Raw genomic sequence first — 16,621 nt, forward strand, 5'->3', positions numbered from 1 at the left:
ATTACTTCTGCAGCAGTGAAATGTCAGCAATTTGCAGGAATAGGTTACGCAAGTTGTTAAGAAGCGTTAAGCGGTTTTGCTTCAATGCTTCGTCATCTGCCATCACCATTACGTTATCGAAGAAGGCATCAACTGGCTCGCGTAGTGCTGCTAGTTTGCTCAATGCTTGCTGGTAATCACCAGTGGCAAAGGCGGGTTCAAGCGCTTCAGTCATCACTTCCACTTCTTCCGCTAACGCTTTTTCTGCATCTTCTTGAAGCAGGGTTAGGTTGATTTCAGTGGCTAATTGACCATCGAATTTAGCCAAAATGTTACCAACGCGTTTATTTGCCGCTGCCAGTGCTTCTGCTGCTTCCAGTTCACGGAAGTGAGAAACCGCTTTAACACGCTTGTCGAAATCGGCTGGTTTAGTCGGATGACGAGCCAGTACGGCTTGGATAATGTCTACACTGAAACCTTCATCTTGATACCATGCACGGAAGCGGCCGAGCATAAACTCAATCACATCTTGCTCAACACTGTCGTTAGTTAGGCGATCACCGAATAGAGACTTAGCTTTAGCAACTAGGTCAACTAAATCCAAGTTATAGCCGTATTCAACGATAATACGTAGCACACCTAAAGAAGCACGACGTAGAGCAAATGGGTCACTGCCTTTTGGTGCTTGGCCAATACCGAAGATACCTACTATGGTGTCCAGTTTATCCGCCATGGCAACCGCTGAGGATACGCCATTTGTTGGCAGATCATCGCCAGCAAAACGAGGCATGTATTGTTCGTTCAAAGCAATGGCGACTTCTTCTGCTTCACCATCGTGACGCGCATAGTGCATGCCCATCACACCTTGAGTATCGGTGAATTCAAATACCATTGACGTCATCAAATCGCATTTAGCGAGTAAGCCCGCACGCTTTGATTTTTCAACGTCTGCGCCGATTTGCTCTGCAATGTAGCCTGCAAGCTCAGTGATACGGTCTGTTTTGTCTTTAATCGTGCCTAATTGCTTTTGGAAAATAGCTGTCTCAAGCTGAGGCAGACGATCAACCAGTTTGCTCTTTAGGTCAGTGTTGAAGAAAAACTCAGCATCCGCTAAGCGTGGGCGAACCACTTTCTCGTTACCTTCGATAACATGACGAGGCTCTTTCGACTCGATGTTAGAAACGAAGATAAAGTTAGGCAGTAGCTTTTTATTTGCGTCATACACTGGGAAGTATTTTTGGTCACCTTTCATGGTGTAAACCAAAGCTTCTGACGGTACTTTGAGGAATTTTTCTTCAAATTTAGCGGTTAAAACCACTGGCCATTCAACCAATGACGTGACTTCTTCAACCAGATCATCTTCGAGATCCGCAGCGCCACCCACTTGTTGTGCTGCTTGTTGAGCGCCAGCAATAATGGTTGCTTTACGTGCATCGTAATCAGCAATTACTTTACCGCGCTCTTCTAAAATCGCAGGGTATTGTGATGCGTCGTCGATGGTGAACTCTGATTCACCCATAAAGCGGTGACCACGAATGGTACGCGCAGAGGCTACACCTAAAATTTCACCTTCGATCAGCTCATCACCCATCAAAATCGTCAGTGTTTTTACTGGGCGGATAAATTGTGTTTCTTTATCACCCCAACGCATAGGTTTTGCGATAGGCAAGTTAGCCAGTGCTTTTGCAGCTAGTTCAACCACAATCGCTTTAGCTTGTTGGCCTTTCACTTCTTGTTTGAACAGCAGCCATTCGCCCTGTTCTGTTTTTAGGCGCTCAGCTTGCTCAACGGTAATACCGTTACCACGAGCCCAGCCTTGTGCAGCTTTGGTTGGATTGCCATCGGCATCAAACGCCACTGAAATAGCAGGGCCACGTTTTTCAACGACTTTATCGGCTTGACCTTGTGCTAGGTTGGCTACCTTCAGTGCTAAACGGCGAGGAGTTGCAAACCATTTTATACCTTCATGAGCCAGATCCGCCGTTTTCAATTCCGCTTCAAAGTTGGCGGCAAACGCTTCTGCCAAGGTGCGAAGTTGTTTCGGTGGTAGCTCTTCAGTGCCTAATTCAATTAGAAATTCTTTTGCCATCTTATTTGTCCTCACCCTTTTTACACATTGGGAAGCCTAGTGCTTCACGAGATGCGTAGTACGCTTCTGCAACCGCTTTAGTCAGGTTGCGGATACGTAGGATGTAACGTTGACGTTCCGTCACCGAAATCGCTTTACGCGCATCCAATAGGTTGAAGGCGTGACCTGCTTTCAAAATACGTTCGTAGGCAGGAAGTGGTAGTGGTTTTTCTAAATCAAGCAGATGTTTACACTCTTTTTCGCATTGATCGAAGAAGGTGAAAAGGAAATCAACATCAGCGTGCTCGAAGTTGTAAGTCGACTGTTCGACTTCATTTTGGTGGTAAATGTCACCGTAGGTCACTTTACCTAATGGGCCATCTGTCCAGACTAAATCATAGACTGAATCAACACCCTGAATGTACATTGCTAGACGCTCGATACCGTAAGTGATTTCACCAGTTACAGGCTTGCACTCAAGGCCACCAACTTGTTGGAAGTAAGTAAACTGAGTCACTTCCATGCCGTTTAGCCACACTTCCCAGCCAAGACCCCATGCCCCTAGAGTTGGGTTTTCCCAGTTATCTTCCACGAAACGAATATCGTGTACTTGTGGGTCAACGCCAAGCACTTCTAAAGAACCAAGATACAACTCTTGAATGTTGTCTGGTGATGGCTTGATGATGACTTGGAATTGGTAATAGTGTTGCAGGCGGTTTGGGTTCTCACCATAGCGGCCGTCGGTTGGACGACGAGAAGGTTGAACATACGCTGTAGCAATTGGCTCTGGACCTAAAGCTCGTAGACATGTCATTGGGTGAGAAGTCCCTGCACCTACTTCCATGTCTAATGGTTGAACAATGGTACAGCCTTGTTGGGCCCAATAATCCTGCAGCGCGAGGATCATACCCTGAAAGGTTTTGATATCGTATTTTTGCATAGTCAGGTTCGCGCGATTCTTCTATCTGAATGGATGAAAATAACGAACAAGTATACCCAGATATTCGCTCAGCGAGTAGGGGTAATCTTGCTTAATTAATAGTCGAAAATCTCTTTTAATGGAATTTATGGGCCTAATTGTGTCAAATTTTCTTAAAAGAGATGTTTTAACCAGTTTATGACTTGAGATTTAGTGACTAGCTGCTTAGAATTGCGCCGTCTTTGGGGAGTAGCTTACCGGCGAGATTTCTTATCTTAATGGTTCGTCCGTCAACATAATTGGTGCCAAATCACCATGGCGTTCGAGGCTAAAGTCATTTTAGTTTAGCAAGACCTTAGACAAACATCACAAACCGGGGTGGGGTGTGGCGTTTGTCTATGGTTATTATAATTATCCCGCCCCATTGAGCATGTCATGAGCGTATTAGCTATTTCAATTACTACTGTCGCCTTAGCTGAAATTGGCGATAAAACCCAACTGCTTTCGCTGTTGTTAGCCAGTCGTTACCGTAAACCCGTTCCTATTATTGCTGCCATCTTCCTTGCTACGATTGCTAACCATGCTTTAGCTGCTTGGTTGGGTGTGGTGGTTGCCGATTACCTTTCTCCACAAGTTCTGAAGTGGGTCGTGGTGGTGAGTTTTCTCGCTATGGCGGCATGGGTGTTGATTCCCGATAAGCTGGATGAAGATGAATCGATTTCTAATCGAGGGCCGTTTATCGCCAGTTTTATTGCTTTTTTCGTCGCTGAAATTGGTGATAAAACGCAAATCGCAACGTCAATTTTAGGTGCGCAATACGCTGATGCACTGACATGGGTCGTTTTAGGTACCACGATTGGTATGTTATTGGCGAACGTGCCGGTTGTAATTATTGGTAAACTTTCTGCTGATAAAATGCCACTTGCACTTATTCGTAAAGTGACGGCAGTGTTATTTGTGGCGTTAGCCGTGGGCGCTGCTATTTGGTAAAAGTCGCATGGTTATAGCCGGTTTATTATCAGTAAAACCAAGATAATTTTGGCTCAATCACACTTTGTTACTCATGTCCTATCATTGCGTGATGGCTGACATAGTCGTGTCATGATTGTCATGCTAGTGTAATGCATGACGATCCTAATAAGAGGGAAAACTTATGCTGACACGTTATATGGGAATGAGTGCCAAGAGCCAAAGTTACTTGTTTACATTCGGCTTTGCATTAACGCTGTTAGGAATGGCCTTAACCGAGATGTGGTTGCCCATGGTAGCAGGAGCCATTATTTTAGCTGGCTTAACGGTTGAGTCATGGATCCGAGTTGCTCATCTAATGCCAATGCACGAGGAATTACGGGCCATGCAGAAGCAGATAAATAAGCTGCAGTCTGAGCTCCGTGAAATCGAATACAGAGAATGATTTCACGTTTACTGAATACAAAAAAGGCTGTCCCCATATGGGGCAGCCTTTTTATCTCGAATTTAACCGCGTAAGCTCAACACGCCTCAGTTTAAGCCTTTCTTAATCAAATATTGATACGGTAGTTGATCGGTTTTTTCCGCAATCAGTTGGTGATCCATAAAGCGACAAAAACTCGGAATATCTCGAGTTGTCGAAGGATCATCTGCTTTCACTAATAATATTTCGCCATCATCCATGGTTCGAATTGTCTTCCTGACCATCATTACCGGTTCTGGGCAACGTAATCCCTCTGCTTCGAGTATACGTGTGGCTAGTGCTGGATCAAATGTCATGATTAAACCTAATGGATGTAAGAATAAGGCGTAGATAATACTGGTGAAGAAAAAATATTCAATAACCACTTGGCAAAGTGATCTTTTTGTTTTAATTTAGTTAACAAGTTGGTAACAATTAACGCGAGGTACGAACATGTTAACAGCACTAGACAGGCTGACCATCTATTCTGTTCTTTGCTTTATTTCGTTCTGTGCCTTGGTTATGCGTACACCAGCAGAGACGTCACTAATACCACTTGCGGGTGTTGGCGCTTCTATTGTAGGAATTTGGCTTGAAATGCACCTCTGGAAAGGTGTATCTGAAGAGCAGAAACATTAACCTATCGCACTTGCACTACACAAAATACATTCCGACACTATCCCCATTTTCTTGGGCTTCCCCGCTGAAAGGCGGGATTTTTTTTATCCAAGGCGTACAATTAACCCATTCATAGATAGAAAGCTGAGTATTTGTGTGGAATTGGAAGATATTTATCGTCGAGATCTCAATTTATTTGTCGCGCTGCGTGTGCTGATAGAAGAGAGCAGTGTCAGCAAAGCAGCGAATCGTTTAAACCTCAGTCAATCAGCTATGAGCCGAGTTCTTGGTCGATTGCGTGAGTTGTTAAATGATCCGCTATTTACTCGTCAAGGCCAGCACCTGATTCCAACAGAAAAAGCGCTCGAAATTGATCGCGCTTTAGGTGAGCCTTTAGAATCACTCCGTCAGCTCCTTTCCCCTGTTGAGTTTGATCCTAGGCTGTGTGATCAGACATTTAGCATTGCGACGACCGATTATGCAATGCAGACCATTTTGCCGTTTGCCTTACCAAGGATTTATCAAGAAGCACCCAATGTCTCATTCGAATTTTTGCCTTTGCAGCACGATAGGTTGGCTGATCAACTGACTTATGAAGGTGCAGATTTAGCCATTTGTCGACCCACCTCTCCGGTTGCGCCTTTGAGAAGTGAGGTGCTTGGCCGTGTTGGTGTGCTCTGTCTGTTTTCTCGCCAGCATCCATTAGCCAATAAGCAGATGACGTTGAATGATTACTTAGCCTATCCACATGCGATGATTGCCATTAGTGATGGGGTTAAAGCGTTAATTGAACAAGCGTTACTTGGCCAACCTAGGCGCAAGATGGTACTGCGGGCTTATCATTTAGAAGCCGCATTAGCGATTGTCGATACCATGCCGCTGATTATCACTGTCCCAGCGGATCTCGCATACTTGGTCGCAGAACGTTATGACTTGGTGGTAAAACCTTTACCTTTCCAGTTTACTTCTTTTGAATATTCGATGATTTGGCATTCACGATGCGAGCATTCTCCAGCACAAGAGTGGTTAAGGCGGATAGTGAAACAGGAATGCAGCCGTTTGATCGCAAAACGTGTCGAAGAGATGAAATTAGATATATAGATAAATTTAAGGCTTTGGAAATCACCAAAGCCTCATGACTATATCAATGGGTTAATCACTGATTAAAGCTTGATAACAACACGACCCGTTACTTGACCATTGGTAATGGCTTCGGCGTATTGTGGTGCATCTGCAAGTTCTATTTCATTACATGCTTGTTCAAAGTAGCTAGCTGGTAGTAGCTTGGCTAAGCTTTCCCAAGCGGCAATACGTTTTTCTGCTGGGCACGAGACCGAATCGATACCCTGTAGGCGAACATTACGTAAGATGAATGGCATGACTGTAGTTGGTAGGTCAAAACCGCCCGCTAAGCCACACGCTGCAACTGTGCTGTTGTAATCCATTTGCGCCAATACTTTTGCTAATACTTTGCTACCAACGGTATCAACAGCACCAGCCCAAATTTGTTTTTCCAGTGGGCGAGCTGGCTCTTCAAATTCAACACGATCAATGATGCGGCTTGCGCCAAGTTTTTCTAACAGTGGACCATTTTGTTCAACACGACCGGTTACTGCAGCAACTTTATAACCTAGGCTGGCTAATAGTGTTACAGCCACTGAACCAACGCCACCACTTGCACCAGTCACTAGAATTTCGCCGTTTTCTGGTTTAATACCCGCATCTAAAATAGCTTGTACACAAAGCATAGCGGTAAAACCAGCAGTACCTATCATCATCGCTTTTTTGCTATCAAAACCTTGTGCTAGTGGAACTAACCAGTCGGCTTTCAAACGGGCTTTTTGTGCCATGCCGCCCCAGTGGTTTTCACCAACGCCCCAACCGGTAAGGACAACTTCGTCACCCGCTTGGTAGCGTGCATCTTGAGATTCAATCACCTTACCTGCAAGGTCAATACCTGGCACCATCGGGAAATTACGAATGATTTTGCCTTTGCCTGTAATCGCTAAACCATCTTTATAATTTAGTGATGAATAATCGACAGCAATCAATACATCGCCTTCAGGCAGTTGTGATTCGTCGATCTGTTCGATAGCCGCTAGGGTGCGTTTTTCTTGTTGGTTAAGGATTAAAGCATTAAACATTCTGATCTCCAGATTTGCGCAGCAAAGAAAATATGCAGATAAGTGTAGTACTGAATGTGTTATGAATAAAATGAAACTTTAGCATTAGATCTATGCGCGTTACGCATGGCGGATATAAAAATGCCAGTCAATCGACTGGCACTTTACTGTTTAAGATAAGAAGAACTGATAGGAAGGATTATCGGTTTCATCTTTACATTGATAACCAAGCTCACGTAAGTGGGCAGAGAAGCGAGTTAAATCATCTTCATCGAGCTCAAAACCACACAATACTCGTCCATAGTCAGCACCATGATTACGATAATTGAATAAGCTAATGTTCCAATGTGTTCCTAACGTACTTAAAAACTTAAGTAATGCGCCAGGATATTCAGGGAACTCAAAACTGTACAAGCGTTCTTTGAGTGGCTTCGACGGTTTGCCACCAATCATATAACGCACATGCAGTTTTGCCATTTCATCGTCAGAGAGGTCAACCACAGGGTAGCCACCATTACGCAAATCGTGAATGATGCTGTCGAGCTCTTCTTGCCCGCCCATTAGGCGTACACCAACGAAAATGTTCGCTAGCTTGTCATCGTTATAACGGTAGTTGAACTCAGTAACCGCCCGGCCGCCAATGATGTTGCAAAACTCGAAGAAAGCCCCTTGATGTTCTGGAATAGTAACCGCCAGAAGACCTTCACGTTTTTCACCTAATTCACAGCGTTCAGAAACATAACGCAAACCATGGAAATTGGTGTTTGCGCCCGAAAGCACGGTACCAAGTTGTTTGTCCACCAACTTATTTTTCTCAGCAAACTTCTTCAGACCTGCTAATGCAAGCGCACCTGAAGGTTCAGCAATGGCACGAGTATCTTCGAAGATATCTTTAACCGCAGAGCAGATTTCATCGCTTGATACAGTAATGTGGCCATCAATATATTGCTGGCATAAACGGAAGGTTTCATCGCCAATGCGTTTTACCGCGACACCGTCGGCAAACATGCTGACTTGATCAAGCACCACTGGCTCACCGGCATCTAATGCCGCTTTTAAACAGGCTGAATCTTCTGGTTCAACGGCAATCACTTTGATTTCGGGCATCAGTTGTTTGATGAGTACCGCCACACCTGCAGCTAAACCACCACCACCGACGGGAACAAAAATGTAATCGAGGTGGCCATTTTGTTGCAGCATCTCCATGCCAATGGTGCCTTGGCCTGCTATCACCAATGGGTGATCAAACGGTGGTACGAAGGTATAGCCTTGTTCGCGAGATAAACGTTCAGCTTCGGTTTTGGCTTCATCAAAATTATTACCATGCAAAACAACGTGTCCACCGAACCCTCGCACCGCTTCAACTTTGATATCAGGGGTTGTTTTTGGCATCACAATCGTGGTTTTAATGCCTAATTTTGTTCCCGAGAGCGCCATCCCTTGGGCGTGGTTGCCCGCCGAGGCTGCAATAACGCCAGCCTGTTTTTGCGCTTCCGTTAAGCTTGATACCATATTGTAGGCACCCCGTAGCTTAAACGAATGCACTGGTTGGCGATCTTCACGCTTAAGTTGGACGCGGTTTTTAATGCGCGCGGATAAGCGAGGCATATCTTGCAATGGCGTAACCGTTGCTACTTCATACACAGGCGCGCGCAGGATTTGGCGCAGATAATCTGCGCCAGTTTGGGTCCCTTGGTCAGAGTTACTCATAAGCTAGCCCTCTAGCTTAGATTTATCTCGAACAGCCCCTTTATCTGCGCTGGTGGCCATACTTGCGTAAGCTTTCAGTGCAAAAGAGACTTCACGCTGGCGATCGGCCGGTTTCCAGCCAAGCTTATCTTGCTTCGCACGGCGCTCAGCAAGTTCAGCTTCAGAAACGTTGAGCGTAATTGAGCGGTTTGGAATATCGATGGCAATAATATCACCAGAGTTGACCAAGCCGATCGTGCCGCCGTTAGCCGCTTCTGGAGAAACGTGACCAATTGATAACCCTGAAGTGCCGCCAGAGAAACGGCCGTCAGTCAATAGTGCGCACTCTTTGCCCAGTCCCATTGATTTGAGGTAGGTCGTTGGGTAGAGCATTTCTTGCATGCCCGGACCGCCTTTCGGACCTTCATAGCGGATGACGACAACATCACCAGCTTTGACTTTGCCACCAAGGATGCCATCAACAGCGCTTTCTTGGCTTTCAAAGACCACGGCTGGGCCTTGGAATTTCAGGCTACCTTCATCAACCCCAGCTGTTTTTACAATACAGCCATCAACGGCAATGTTGCCTGACAGTACTGCCAGACCACCATCTTGACTAAAAGCATGCTCTTTGGTGCGAATACAACCTTCTTTGCGATCATCATCTAGGCGATCCCAACGGCACTGTTGTGAGAAGGCTTTTGTGGTACGAATACCCGCAGGACCGGCACGGAAAAAGGTTAAGACGTCTTCGTCTTCCGTTTGCATGATGTCGTACTTAGCCAACTGCTCTTTCATCGTTAAACCCAACACGGTGCGAGTTTGATTGTTGATGAGACCAGCGCGGTCAAGTTCACCAAGAATCGCCATCACGCCACCCGCGCGGTGTACATCTTCCATGTGGTATTTCTGGGTCGATGGTGCCACCTTACACAGATGAGGAACGCGGCGAGACATGCGGTCGATATCATCCATGTCAAAATCGATTTCACCTTCTTGAGCGCCTGCTAATAGGTGCAATACCGTGTTGGTTGAGCCCCCCATAGCAATATCGAGCGCCATGGCATTTTCAAAGGCGGCTTTATTGGCAATATTACGCGGCAAAGCAGATGCATCATCTTGCTCATAGTAACGCTTGGTTAATTCAACAATGCGTTTGCCTGCATTGAGGAATAGCGCTTCGCGATCAGCGTGTGTTGCCAGCATGGAGCCATTACCCGGTTGAGAAAGGCCAAGTGCTTCAGTTAAGCAGTTCATCGAGTTAGCGGTAAACATCCCTGAACATGAGCCACAAGTTGGGCAGGCAGAACGTTCAATTTGTTCGCTCTGTTCATCCGAAACTTTAGGGTCAGCACCTTGGATCATCGCATCGACTAAATCGAGTTTGATGATTTGATCTGAAAGCTTGGTTTTACCCGCTTCCATTGGGCCACCAGAAACAAAGATAACAGGAATATTGAGGCGCAGTGCTGCCATCATCATTCCCGGGGTGATTTTGTCACAGTTCGATATACAGACCATCGCATCAGCACAGTGCGCATTGACCATGTATTCGACAGAGTCTGCAATCAATTCACGTGATGGCAGTGAATACAACATGCCACCATGCCCCATAGCGATACCATCATCTACTGCGATGGTATTAAATTCTTTGGCGATGCCGCCTGCTTTTTCTATTTCACCTGCAACCAATTGACCCATATCTTTAAGATGAACGTGGCCCGGTACGAATTGAGTGAACGAGTTAACCACCGCAATAATCGGTTTACCGAAATCTTCATCTTTTACGCCTGTAGCACGCCACAATGCGCGTGCTCCAGCCATATTACGTCCGTGTGTAGTGGTGGCGGATCTATACTTTGGCATTGTCAATCGTCCTCTATTACTTCTGTTGTGGGTACACGTAATCCAACCAGCCCCACTTATCTTCTGTGGTGCCGTTAAATAGGCCAAAGTAAGCTTCTTGCATCACTTTTGTGATAGGGCCACGTTTGCCTTCTCCAACCGTAATTTGGTCAACGCTGCGCACTGGGACAATTTCTGCAGCCGTTCCGGTCATGAAAATTTCGTCAGCAAGGTAGAGTGCTTCGCGCGCAATGTTGGCTTCGCGCACTTCGTAGCCCATATCTTTAGCTAGTGTCATGATAGAGTCACGAGTAATCCCCGGTAGGATAGAGCTAGTGGTTGGCGGAGTCAGAATTACGCCATTTTTGATGACGAAAATGTTCTCGCCGGCACCTTCAGAAAGATAGCCATCAACACTTAAAGCGATACCTTCAGCATAACCGTGGCGACGAGCTTCACCACCAACTAGTAGTGAAGATAAATAGTTACCCCCGGCTTTTGCTGCGGTTGGTATGGTATTTGGCGCGGCACGGTGCCAGCTCGACACCATTGCATCTACGCCATTTTCTAACGCTTCATCACCTAAGTATGCGCCCCAAGGGAAGGCTGCAATGATGAGGTCCATTTCTGTATCTACAGGTGGACAAACGCCAAGGCCGACGTTACCGACAAAGCCGAGTGGGCGAATGTAGGCTGATTCCAATTTATTGACACGCAATGTTTCACGCGTGGCTTCCATAATTTCATCAAGAGTGTAAGGAATCGGGAAGCGATAAATTTTTGCCGAATCTTTTAGGCGTTGAGCGTGCTCTTTATGACGGAAGACGATTGGGCCTTTAGGGGTGTTGTAACAGCGTACGCCTTCAAATACCGAAGTGCCGTAGTGCATAGCGTGTGTGAGTACATGAACATTAGCATTTGCCCACGGTACCATTTCACCGTTGAACCAAATGTAGTCTGCAGTTTTTGTTGCCATTTATTGCCTTCCTTATGCACAAATCTTTTGCTGTAAATTGTTATTCGGTAGTTCGTTATTTTTGATTGGGGTGACATCGACAGTGCGAATGTCCCACAATTTTTCAATTTGGTTGATCAGTGTGCTGATGGGGCGATCACTATCAACAATGATCTCAACGCTGGCGACTTTACTCGAGTGGTTCTGAGTGGCCGCTACTTGTTTTATCACAAAACCGCGGTGGCGAATAACGCGTAGAACACGCTCCAATAGCACCGGTTTATCATCGGCTTTGATGTCTAATAGGTATCTATCCATTAGGTGTTCTCCAACATATCACTATTTGAGGCACCCGGTGGTACGAGCGGCCATACGTTTTCTTCTTCATCAATTAAAACGTGAAGTAGATAAGCAGTTTTACTTGCCAGCATCTCTTTAAGTGCTGGCTCAACTTCTTCTTTTTTGGTAATTGTTTTACCTGGAATGTCGAACGCTTTAGCTAGCATTACGAAATCTGGGTTGTCATCCAAAATCGTCTCGCTGTGGCGGCCATCAAAGAACAGCGATTGCCATTGACGCACCATGCCTAAGCGTTGGTTATTCAATAGCACCATTTTTACTGGGATTTGACGGCGCTTTAGCGTGCCAAGTTCTTGAACGTTCATCATGAACGAGCCATCACCAGAAATAAGAATAGATTGGTCATCAGGGCGAGCAACGGCGGCGCCCATTGATGCTGGCAAACCAAACCCCATGGTGCCAAGGCCGGCTGATGTGATGAAGTTTTGTGGTGCGCGTGGCTGAATATGCTGCGCTGCCCACATCTGATGCTGGCCGACGTCAGTCGATACGATTGCAGAGTCGGGCATCATGTCTGACAATTGCTTAAGCAATAGGGGAGCAAAAATGAGATCGCCAGGGTGGTCATAGCGCCATTTAAAACCACTGCGTAAACTTTCACTGTGATGAACCCAAGGAGCGATGTCACGAGTTAGTTCAAGTTGTGGAAGAATGACGTTGATGTCACCACGAAGTGACGCATTGGCTACGCGCAGTTTATTGAACTCTGCGGCATCAATATCGATATGAATAACTTTAGCGTGTGGTGCAAAAGTGTCTAATTTTCCTGTTACTCGGTCATCAAAACGCGCACCGACCACGATCAATAAATCACTTTCTTGCACCACTAGATTCGCGGCTTTTGTGCCGTGCATACCCAACATACCAAGGTAATGAGGGTCATTACGCTCAATACTGCCCAGCCCTTTTAAGGTGCTCACCGACGGCATCGGGTTTAGGCGTAGGAATTCGCGCACTGAATCTGTTGCTTTGGCTAGTTGTACTCCGCCGCCCACATATAATACTGGACGTGAACTTTGTGCAAGCAGTTGCTGGGCTTTGCTTAGCTCTTCTGCATTAGCTACTGGAAGCGCTGGTGGCGTAAAAGCAGGCAGTTGTGATACTGGAGCTTGTGCGAGTTGTACATCCTTAGCGATATCCACAATCACTGGACCTGGTCGGCCAGCCTTGGCAACCTCAAATGCTTCAGCAAGCGTTGGTGCGAGATCGTGGATATCGGTAACGAGGTAGCTATGTTTGGTACACGACAGCGACATGCCAATCACATCCATTTCTTGGAAAGCATCGGTACCAATATGAGAGCTAGCGACTTGGCCAGTGATGGCTACGAGGGGAATTGAATCAAGAAAAGCGTCGGCAAGGCCGGTAACAAGGTTGGTGGCTCCTGGGCCGGAGGTTGCCATACATACTGCAACGTCCTGAGTGGCTCTCGCCATCCCGATAGCTGCCATTGCGGCGCCTTGTTCATGGCGACATAAAATATGTTCTACGCCACCGTCATACAAAGCATCGTAAATGGGCATGATGGCTCCGCCGGGGTAACCAAAAACGGTTTTAATGCCTTGTTGTGTCAATGCGGCTACAACCAGTTGTGCTCCTGTCATCGTAACCCTCCCAAGCTGTGTTTAGCACAGCCAAATATGTTGTGTTTGCACGTCATGTGCGGCTCCCATTCTTCCTGTTCATCTCTGGTTAGATAATCCCCAACCAGTATGCACTTTTTAGTTTAATAGTTGTAAAAAAACCCCCGGACTTTTCAGTGCGGGGGTTTTTAAAATCTTGTGGTTACTTAGCGCCCACCAGCCCCCGCGCGGAATCAATAATGACCACGATAATCAGGCTTAGCAGTAGGTTAATGCGGGCGTTCAAATTCATCACTTAATTCTTAAAATAGTTGCCGTAATATCTTACGAAATTGTTTGCGTCTCTAGTGGTAACATACATTTCCGTTAAATGACAAGCAAAAACTCATTCTTTTTTCACATTCTCTCAGCATCAGGGCGGGTTATATAACAAATAACCGTGCTTTATAACGATACAATTACTCGAGTGAATGCTTTTTAATCAAAGACAAAGGAATGAAATGGGACTTGCGATCATCCACAGTCGCGCCAGTGTTGGCGTGCAAGCACCAAATGTGACCGTTGAGGTCCACATTAGCAATGGAATGCCTGGCTTTACTTTAGTTGGTCTGCCGGAGACCACGGTCAAAGAATCTCGCGATCGAGTGCGTAGCGCCATCATTAACTCTCGTTTTGAGTTCCCAGCTAAACGTATCACGGTAAATCTCGCGCCCGCAGATCTCCCTAAAGAGGGGGGGCGTTTTGATTTACCTATTGCTCTAGGTATTTTAGCGGCTTCCGAGCAGATCGCATTGACCAAGCTTGAAGGCTATGAATTTATTGGTGAACTTGCGCTGTCTGGCGAACTTCGTTCTGTCAAAGGCGTGCTGCCAGCAGCATTGGCGGCCAACCGAGCTAAGCGTTGTTTGGTCGTGCCGCAAGGTAATGGTGATCAAGCGGCGTTGGTTGGAAAAGAATTGCATAAATCAGCACAAACCTTATTGGAAGTGTGCGCTGATTTATGTGGTCAGCAGACACTTTCTCTATTTCAGACTGAACCTAAGCCACTTCACACTAAGAGCCTTCGAAATTTACAAGATATTATTGGTCAACAGCAGGGAAAGCGTGCATTAGAGATAGCCGCTGCAGGTAATCATAACCTGCTTTTTCTCGGGCCACCTGGTACCGGTAAAACCATGTTGGCTTCACGCTTATGCGATTTATTGCCAGAGATGAATGAGGATGAAGCGATGGAGACTGCCTCGGTGGCGTCGTTGACGCAGCAAGAAATCAATCAGCACAATTGGAAGCAACGGCCTTTTCGTTCCCCTCATCATTCAAGCTCCATGGCGGCGCTTGTCGGTGGGGGCTCTATTCCAAGACCTGGTGAAATCTCTTTAGCGCACAACGGGTTATTGTTTCTTGACGAAATGCCGGAATTTGAAAGAAAAGTCTTAGATTCTTTGCGTGAACCCTTGGAGTCTGGAGAAATTATTATCTCAAGAGCTCAGGGTAAAACTCGCTTTCCGGCGCGCTTTCAATTAGTTGGCGCGCTGAACCCAAGTCCAACCGGTTATTATGAAGGCACGCAAGCCAGGGCTAACCCACAAAGTATTTTACGTTACTTGGGTCGCTTGTCTGGCCCATTGCTTGATCGTTTCGATATGTCGATTGAAATCCCCTTACTGCCGAAGGGGATGCTAGCTAGTGGTGGAGATCGCGGTGAAAGTACCGAGGTGGTTAAAGAGCGTGTCTTTATTGCTCGTGAGCGGATGCTGGCGCGCAATGGTAAAGTGAATGCTTTGCTCGGTAGTCGAGAAATTGAGCGCCACTGCCCACTAACTAAAACGGATGCTGAATTCTTAGAAAATGCACTACACCGTCTAGGGCTTTCGATTCGTGCTTATCATCGCATCATTAAAGTGGCGCGCACGATTGCTGATTTGGAAGGGGTTGAGCAGATAGCCAAACCCCATCTCGCTGAAGCGCTCGGTTATCGAGCCATGGATCGTTTACTAAAGCAGTTAACGGCTCAAGCGGTATAACGCGTAATTTTAGAACTTAAAGTTGATACCGACTGAGGCGAAGAGTTGTGATTCGTCGTAAAAGGTAATATTTGAATTGGAATTGCCGTAACCTGCTAGTGAAATTAACGACCAGTTCTGCCACCCCATTAATTGATTGTATTCATAAGCGGCGAACAGACTGAATTCATCATCACTACGTACTGTATTGTTGTAAAGAGAGTTTTCACCATCGTAATCTCTGTAGGTATAACCCGCAGTTAATGCCAGTTGATGCCTACCCATCAATTGAAAGTAAGAGAGATCGAGCGCATAAGATTGGTAAGAATTGGCATTACCGTCAGCCTGATGGTCGATATAGGTTAAAGCGGGCATCAATATAGTGCCTCGATTGAGCATTAGACGATACTGACCTTTGAGGTAATAACTTTTGCCATCTCTGAGTAACTCTGAACGCGTGATTTGCTCATTGCCGATATCTTTCGTGGCATAGGCGAAATCAAGAGAGAGTGGTGAACCTTGAATGTTCTCGAATCTCAGGCGGTAGGCATTGCCTGATTCATCAGTCTCTTCACGTTTGGTACCAACTTTATATGGGTCTGCCCACGTTTTACTAGACATTACGGTCGGTAAGTAAGCGATACTAACGCTGGTACCTGAAGCTAATTGATACTTGTATCCCAACTCTAAAGCAAGTGTGCCGATAGCAACATCAGAACGTGTCGTACCAGCAAAGAGCTGATGCTCACTGCGTTTACCAAAGGTATAAGCAATATTGCCTAGTGGTGCGATAACGAAACCAGACTCACTACTTGCACTTTGATTGATTGATGTTAGGACTTCTTCACCATCGGTGTTGAAATTGGACGTTGATGATGAAAAAAGAGCATTAATTGATATCTCGCCACTTATACCTTTTGGTGGGGCTGGTCTTGCTGCTGCCGGTAACGAAAATATCAGGCTCACAATGATGACTGGAACGGTTTTTTTCATGTCTAAATATCCATATTCTAGAGTGATGACGGGTTTACCTAACTGAACTGATCA

15 protein-coding genes are annotated in these 16,621 nt (G+C 46.0%); 5 read left to right on the forward strand and 10 right to left on the reverse strand.

Annotated features, from left to right (window positions below; genetic code table 11):
- Position 1 precedes the first annotated feature (1 nt).
- Together glyS and glyQ are read right to left on the reverse strand one after the other, a co-directional pair.
- Positions 2-2,068, reverse strand: coding sequence for a glycine--tRNA ligase subunit beta (gene glyS / locus EYW48_RS14230; protein ID WP_277432581.1), 2,067 nt, complete (start codon positions 2,066-2,068; stop codon positions 2-4).
- A 1-nt stretch (position 2,069) separates the two neighbouring features.
- Entirely contained in the window at positions 2,070-2,987 is a 918-nt protein-coding gene (glyQ, locus tag EYW48_RS14235) for a glycine--tRNA ligase subunit alpha (protein ID WP_274683170.1), read from the reverse strand.
- Between the two features lie 414 nt (positions 2,988-3,401).
- On the opposite strand from glyQ, the gene EYW48_RS14240 reads away from it, so the two are divergent.
- Both EYW48_RS14240 and EYW48_RS14245 read left to right on the forward strand, forming a co-directional pair.
- Entirely contained in the window at positions 3,402-3,956 is a 555-nt protein-coding gene (locus EYW48_RS14240) for a TMEM165/GDT1 family protein (RefSeq protein ID WP_274672350.1), read from the forward strand.
- Between the two features lie 163 nt (positions 3,957-4,119).
- The gene (locus EYW48_RS14245) at positions 4,120-4,380 is read left to right on the forward strand and encodes a hypothetical protein (RefSeq protein ID WP_053308883.1); all 261 of its coding nucleotides are present in this window, start codon (positions 4,120-4,122) and stop codon (positions 4,378-4,380) included.
- Between the two features lie 86 nt (positions 4,381-4,466).
- Here EYW48_RS14245 and tusA read toward each other — a convergent pair whose 3' ends face one another.
- Positions 4,467-4,715, reverse strand: a complete 249-nt coding sequence (gene tusA / locus EYW48_RS14250; RefSeq protein ID WP_053308891.1) for a sulfurtransferase TusA — start codon at positions 4,713-4,715, stop codon at positions 4,467-4,469.
- A 136-nt stretch (positions 4,716-4,851) separates the two neighbouring features.
- On the opposite strand from tusA, the gene EYW48_RS14255 reads away from it, so the two are divergent.
- Positions 4,852-5,037 carry a hypothetical protein gene (locus tag EYW48_RS14255; protein WP_053308892.1) on the forward strand — a complete coding sequence of 62 codons (186 nt, stop codon included), beginning with the start codon at positions 4,852-4,854 and terminating at the stop codon, positions 5,035-5,037.
- Between the two features lie 135 nt (positions 5,038-5,172).
- The gene (locus tag EYW48_RS14260; protein WP_171979828.1) at positions 5,173-6,117 is read left to right on the forward strand and encodes a LysR family transcriptional regulator; all 945 of its coding nucleotides are present in this window, start codon (positions 5,173-5,175) and stop codon (positions 6,115-6,117) included.
- 62 nt (positions 6,118-6,179) lie between these two features.
- On the opposite strand, the gene EYW48_RS14265 is transcribed toward EYW48_RS14260, so the two are convergent.
- The 6 genes from EYW48_RS14265 to ilvG all read right to left on the reverse strand — a co-directional run bounded on the left by EYW48_RS14265 (position 6,180) and on the right by ilvG (position 13,592).
- Positions 6,180-7,160 (reverse strand): MDR family oxidoreductase, encoded by a 981-nt coding sequence (locus tag EYW48_RS14265; RefSeq protein ID WP_277432582.1) that lies wholly within the window; start codon positions 7,158-7,160, stop codon positions 6,180-6,182.
- Positions 7,161-7,310: 150 nt separating this feature from the next.
- Positions 7,311-8,849 carry a threonine ammonia-lyase, biosynthetic gene (gene ilvA, locus EYW48_RS14270; RefSeq protein WP_053308886.1) on the reverse strand — a complete coding sequence of 513 codons (1,539 nt, stop codon included), beginning with the start codon at positions 8,847-8,849 and terminating at the stop codon, positions 7,311-7,313.
- A 3-nt stretch (positions 8,850-8,852) separates the two neighbouring features.
- On the reverse strand, positions 8,853-10,694 hold the full coding sequence (gene ilvD / locus EYW48_RS14275) for a dihydroxy-acid dehydratase (protein ID WP_172532908.1): 1,842 nt from the start codon (positions 10,692-10,694) through the stop codon (positions 8,853-8,855).
- A 16-nt stretch (positions 10,695-10,710) separates the two neighbouring features.
- A complete protein-coding gene (gene ilvE, locus EYW48_RS14280) occupies positions 10,711-11,649 on the reverse strand; it encodes a branched-chain-amino-acid transaminase (RefSeq protein WP_053308888.1) in 939 nt (312 codons plus the stop codon).
- A 12-nt stretch (positions 11,650-11,661) separates the two neighbouring features.
- The gene (ilvM, locus tag EYW48_RS14285; protein WP_053308889.1) at positions 11,662-11,946 is read right to left on the reverse strand and encodes an acetolactate synthase 2 small subunit; all 285 of its coding nucleotides are present in this window, start codon (positions 11,944-11,946) and stop codon (positions 11,662-11,664) included.
- Positions 11,946-13,592, reverse strand: a complete 1,647-nt coding sequence (gene ilvG, locus EYW48_RS14290; protein ID WP_171979830.1) for an acetolactate synthase 2 catalytic subunit — start codon at positions 13,590-13,592, stop codon at positions 11,946-11,948. The genes ilvM and ilvG overlap by 1 nt, the downstream gene beginning before the upstream one ends.
- Positions 13,593-14,071: 479 nt before the next feature.
- Between ilvG and EYW48_RS14295 the strand changes: the two genes are divergently transcribed.
- A complete protein-coding gene (locus EYW48_RS14295; protein ID WP_168780644.1) occupies positions 14,072-15,595 on the forward strand; it encodes a YifB family Mg chelatase-like AAA ATPase in 1,524 nt (507 codons plus the stop codon).
- Positions 15,596-15,604: 9 nt separating this feature from the next.
- On the opposite strand, the gene EYW48_RS14300 is transcribed toward EYW48_RS14295, so the two are convergent.
- Entirely contained in the window at positions 15,605-16,567 is a 963-nt protein-coding gene (locus EYW48_RS14300) for a DUF2860 domain-containing protein (RefSeq protein WP_274681961.1), read from the reverse strand.
- Positions 16,568-16,621 lie beyond the last annotated feature (54 nt).

The sequence above is a fragment of the Vibrio sp. 1180_3 genome, assembly GCF_029478545.1.
In the GTDB taxonomy this organism is placed as follows: domain Bacteria; phylum Pseudomonadota; class Gammaproteobacteria; order Enterobacterales; family Vibrionaceae; genus Vibrio; species Vibrio aestuarianus.

What these genes read in the sequence shown, in the direction of transcription:
- glyS (WP_277432581.1), bottom strand. Translation starts at nt 2,068, where the DNA reads ATGGCAAAAGAATTTCTAATTGAATTAGGCACTGAAGAGCTACCACCG.
- glyQ (WP_274683170.1), bottom strand. Translation starts at nt 2,987, where the DNA reads ATGCAAAAATACGATATCAAAACCTTTCAGGGTATGATCCTCGCGCTG.
- EYW48_RS14240 (WP_274672350.1), top strand. Translation starts at nt 3,402, where the DNA reads ATGAGCGTATTAGCTATTTCAATTACTACTGTCGCCTTAGCTGAAATT.
- EYW48_RS14245 (WP_053308883.1), top strand. Translation starts at nt 4,120, where the DNA reads ATGCTGACACGTTATATGGGAATGAGTGCCAAGAGCCAAAGTTACTTG.
- tusA (WP_053308891.1), bottom strand. Translation starts at nt 4,715, where the DNA reads ATGACATTTGATCCAGCACTAGCCACACGTATACTCGAAGCAGAGGGA.
- EYW48_RS14255 (WP_053308892.1), top strand. Translation starts at nt 4,852, where the DNA reads ATGTTAACAGCACTAGACAGGCTGACCATCTATTCTGTTCTTTGCTTT.
- EYW48_RS14265 (WP_277432582.1), bottom strand. Translation starts at nt 7,160, where the DNA reads ATGTTTAATGCTTTAATCCTTAACCAACAAGAAAAACGCACCCTAGCG.
- ilvA (WP_053308886.1), bottom strand. Translation starts at nt 8,849, where the DNA reads ATGAGTAACTCTGACCAAGGGACCCAAACTGGCGCAGATTATCTGCGC.
- ilvD (WP_172532908.1), bottom strand. Translation starts at nt 10,694, where the DNA reads ATGCCAAAGTATAGATCCGCCACCACTACACACGGACGTAATATGGCT.
- ilvE (WP_053308888.1), bottom strand. Translation starts at nt 11,649, where the DNA reads ATGGCAACAAAAACTGCAGACTACATTTGGTTCAACGGTGAAATGGTA.
- ilvM (WP_053308889.1), bottom strand. Translation starts at nt 11,946, where the DNA reads ATGGATAGATACCTATTAGACATCAAAGCCGATGATAAACCGGTGCTA.
- ilvG (WP_171979830.1), bottom strand. Translation starts at nt 13,592, where the DNA reads ATGACAGGAGCACAACTGGTTGTAGCCGCATTGACACAACAAGGCATT.
- EYW48_RS14295 (WP_168780644.1), top strand. Translation starts at nt 14,072, where the DNA reads ATGGGACTTGCGATCATCCACAGTCGCGCCAGTGTTGGCGTGCAAGCA.
- EYW48_RS14300 (WP_274681961.1), bottom strand. Translation starts at nt 16,567, where the DNA reads ATGAAAAAAACCGTTCCAGTCATCATTGTGAGCCTGATATTTTCGTTA.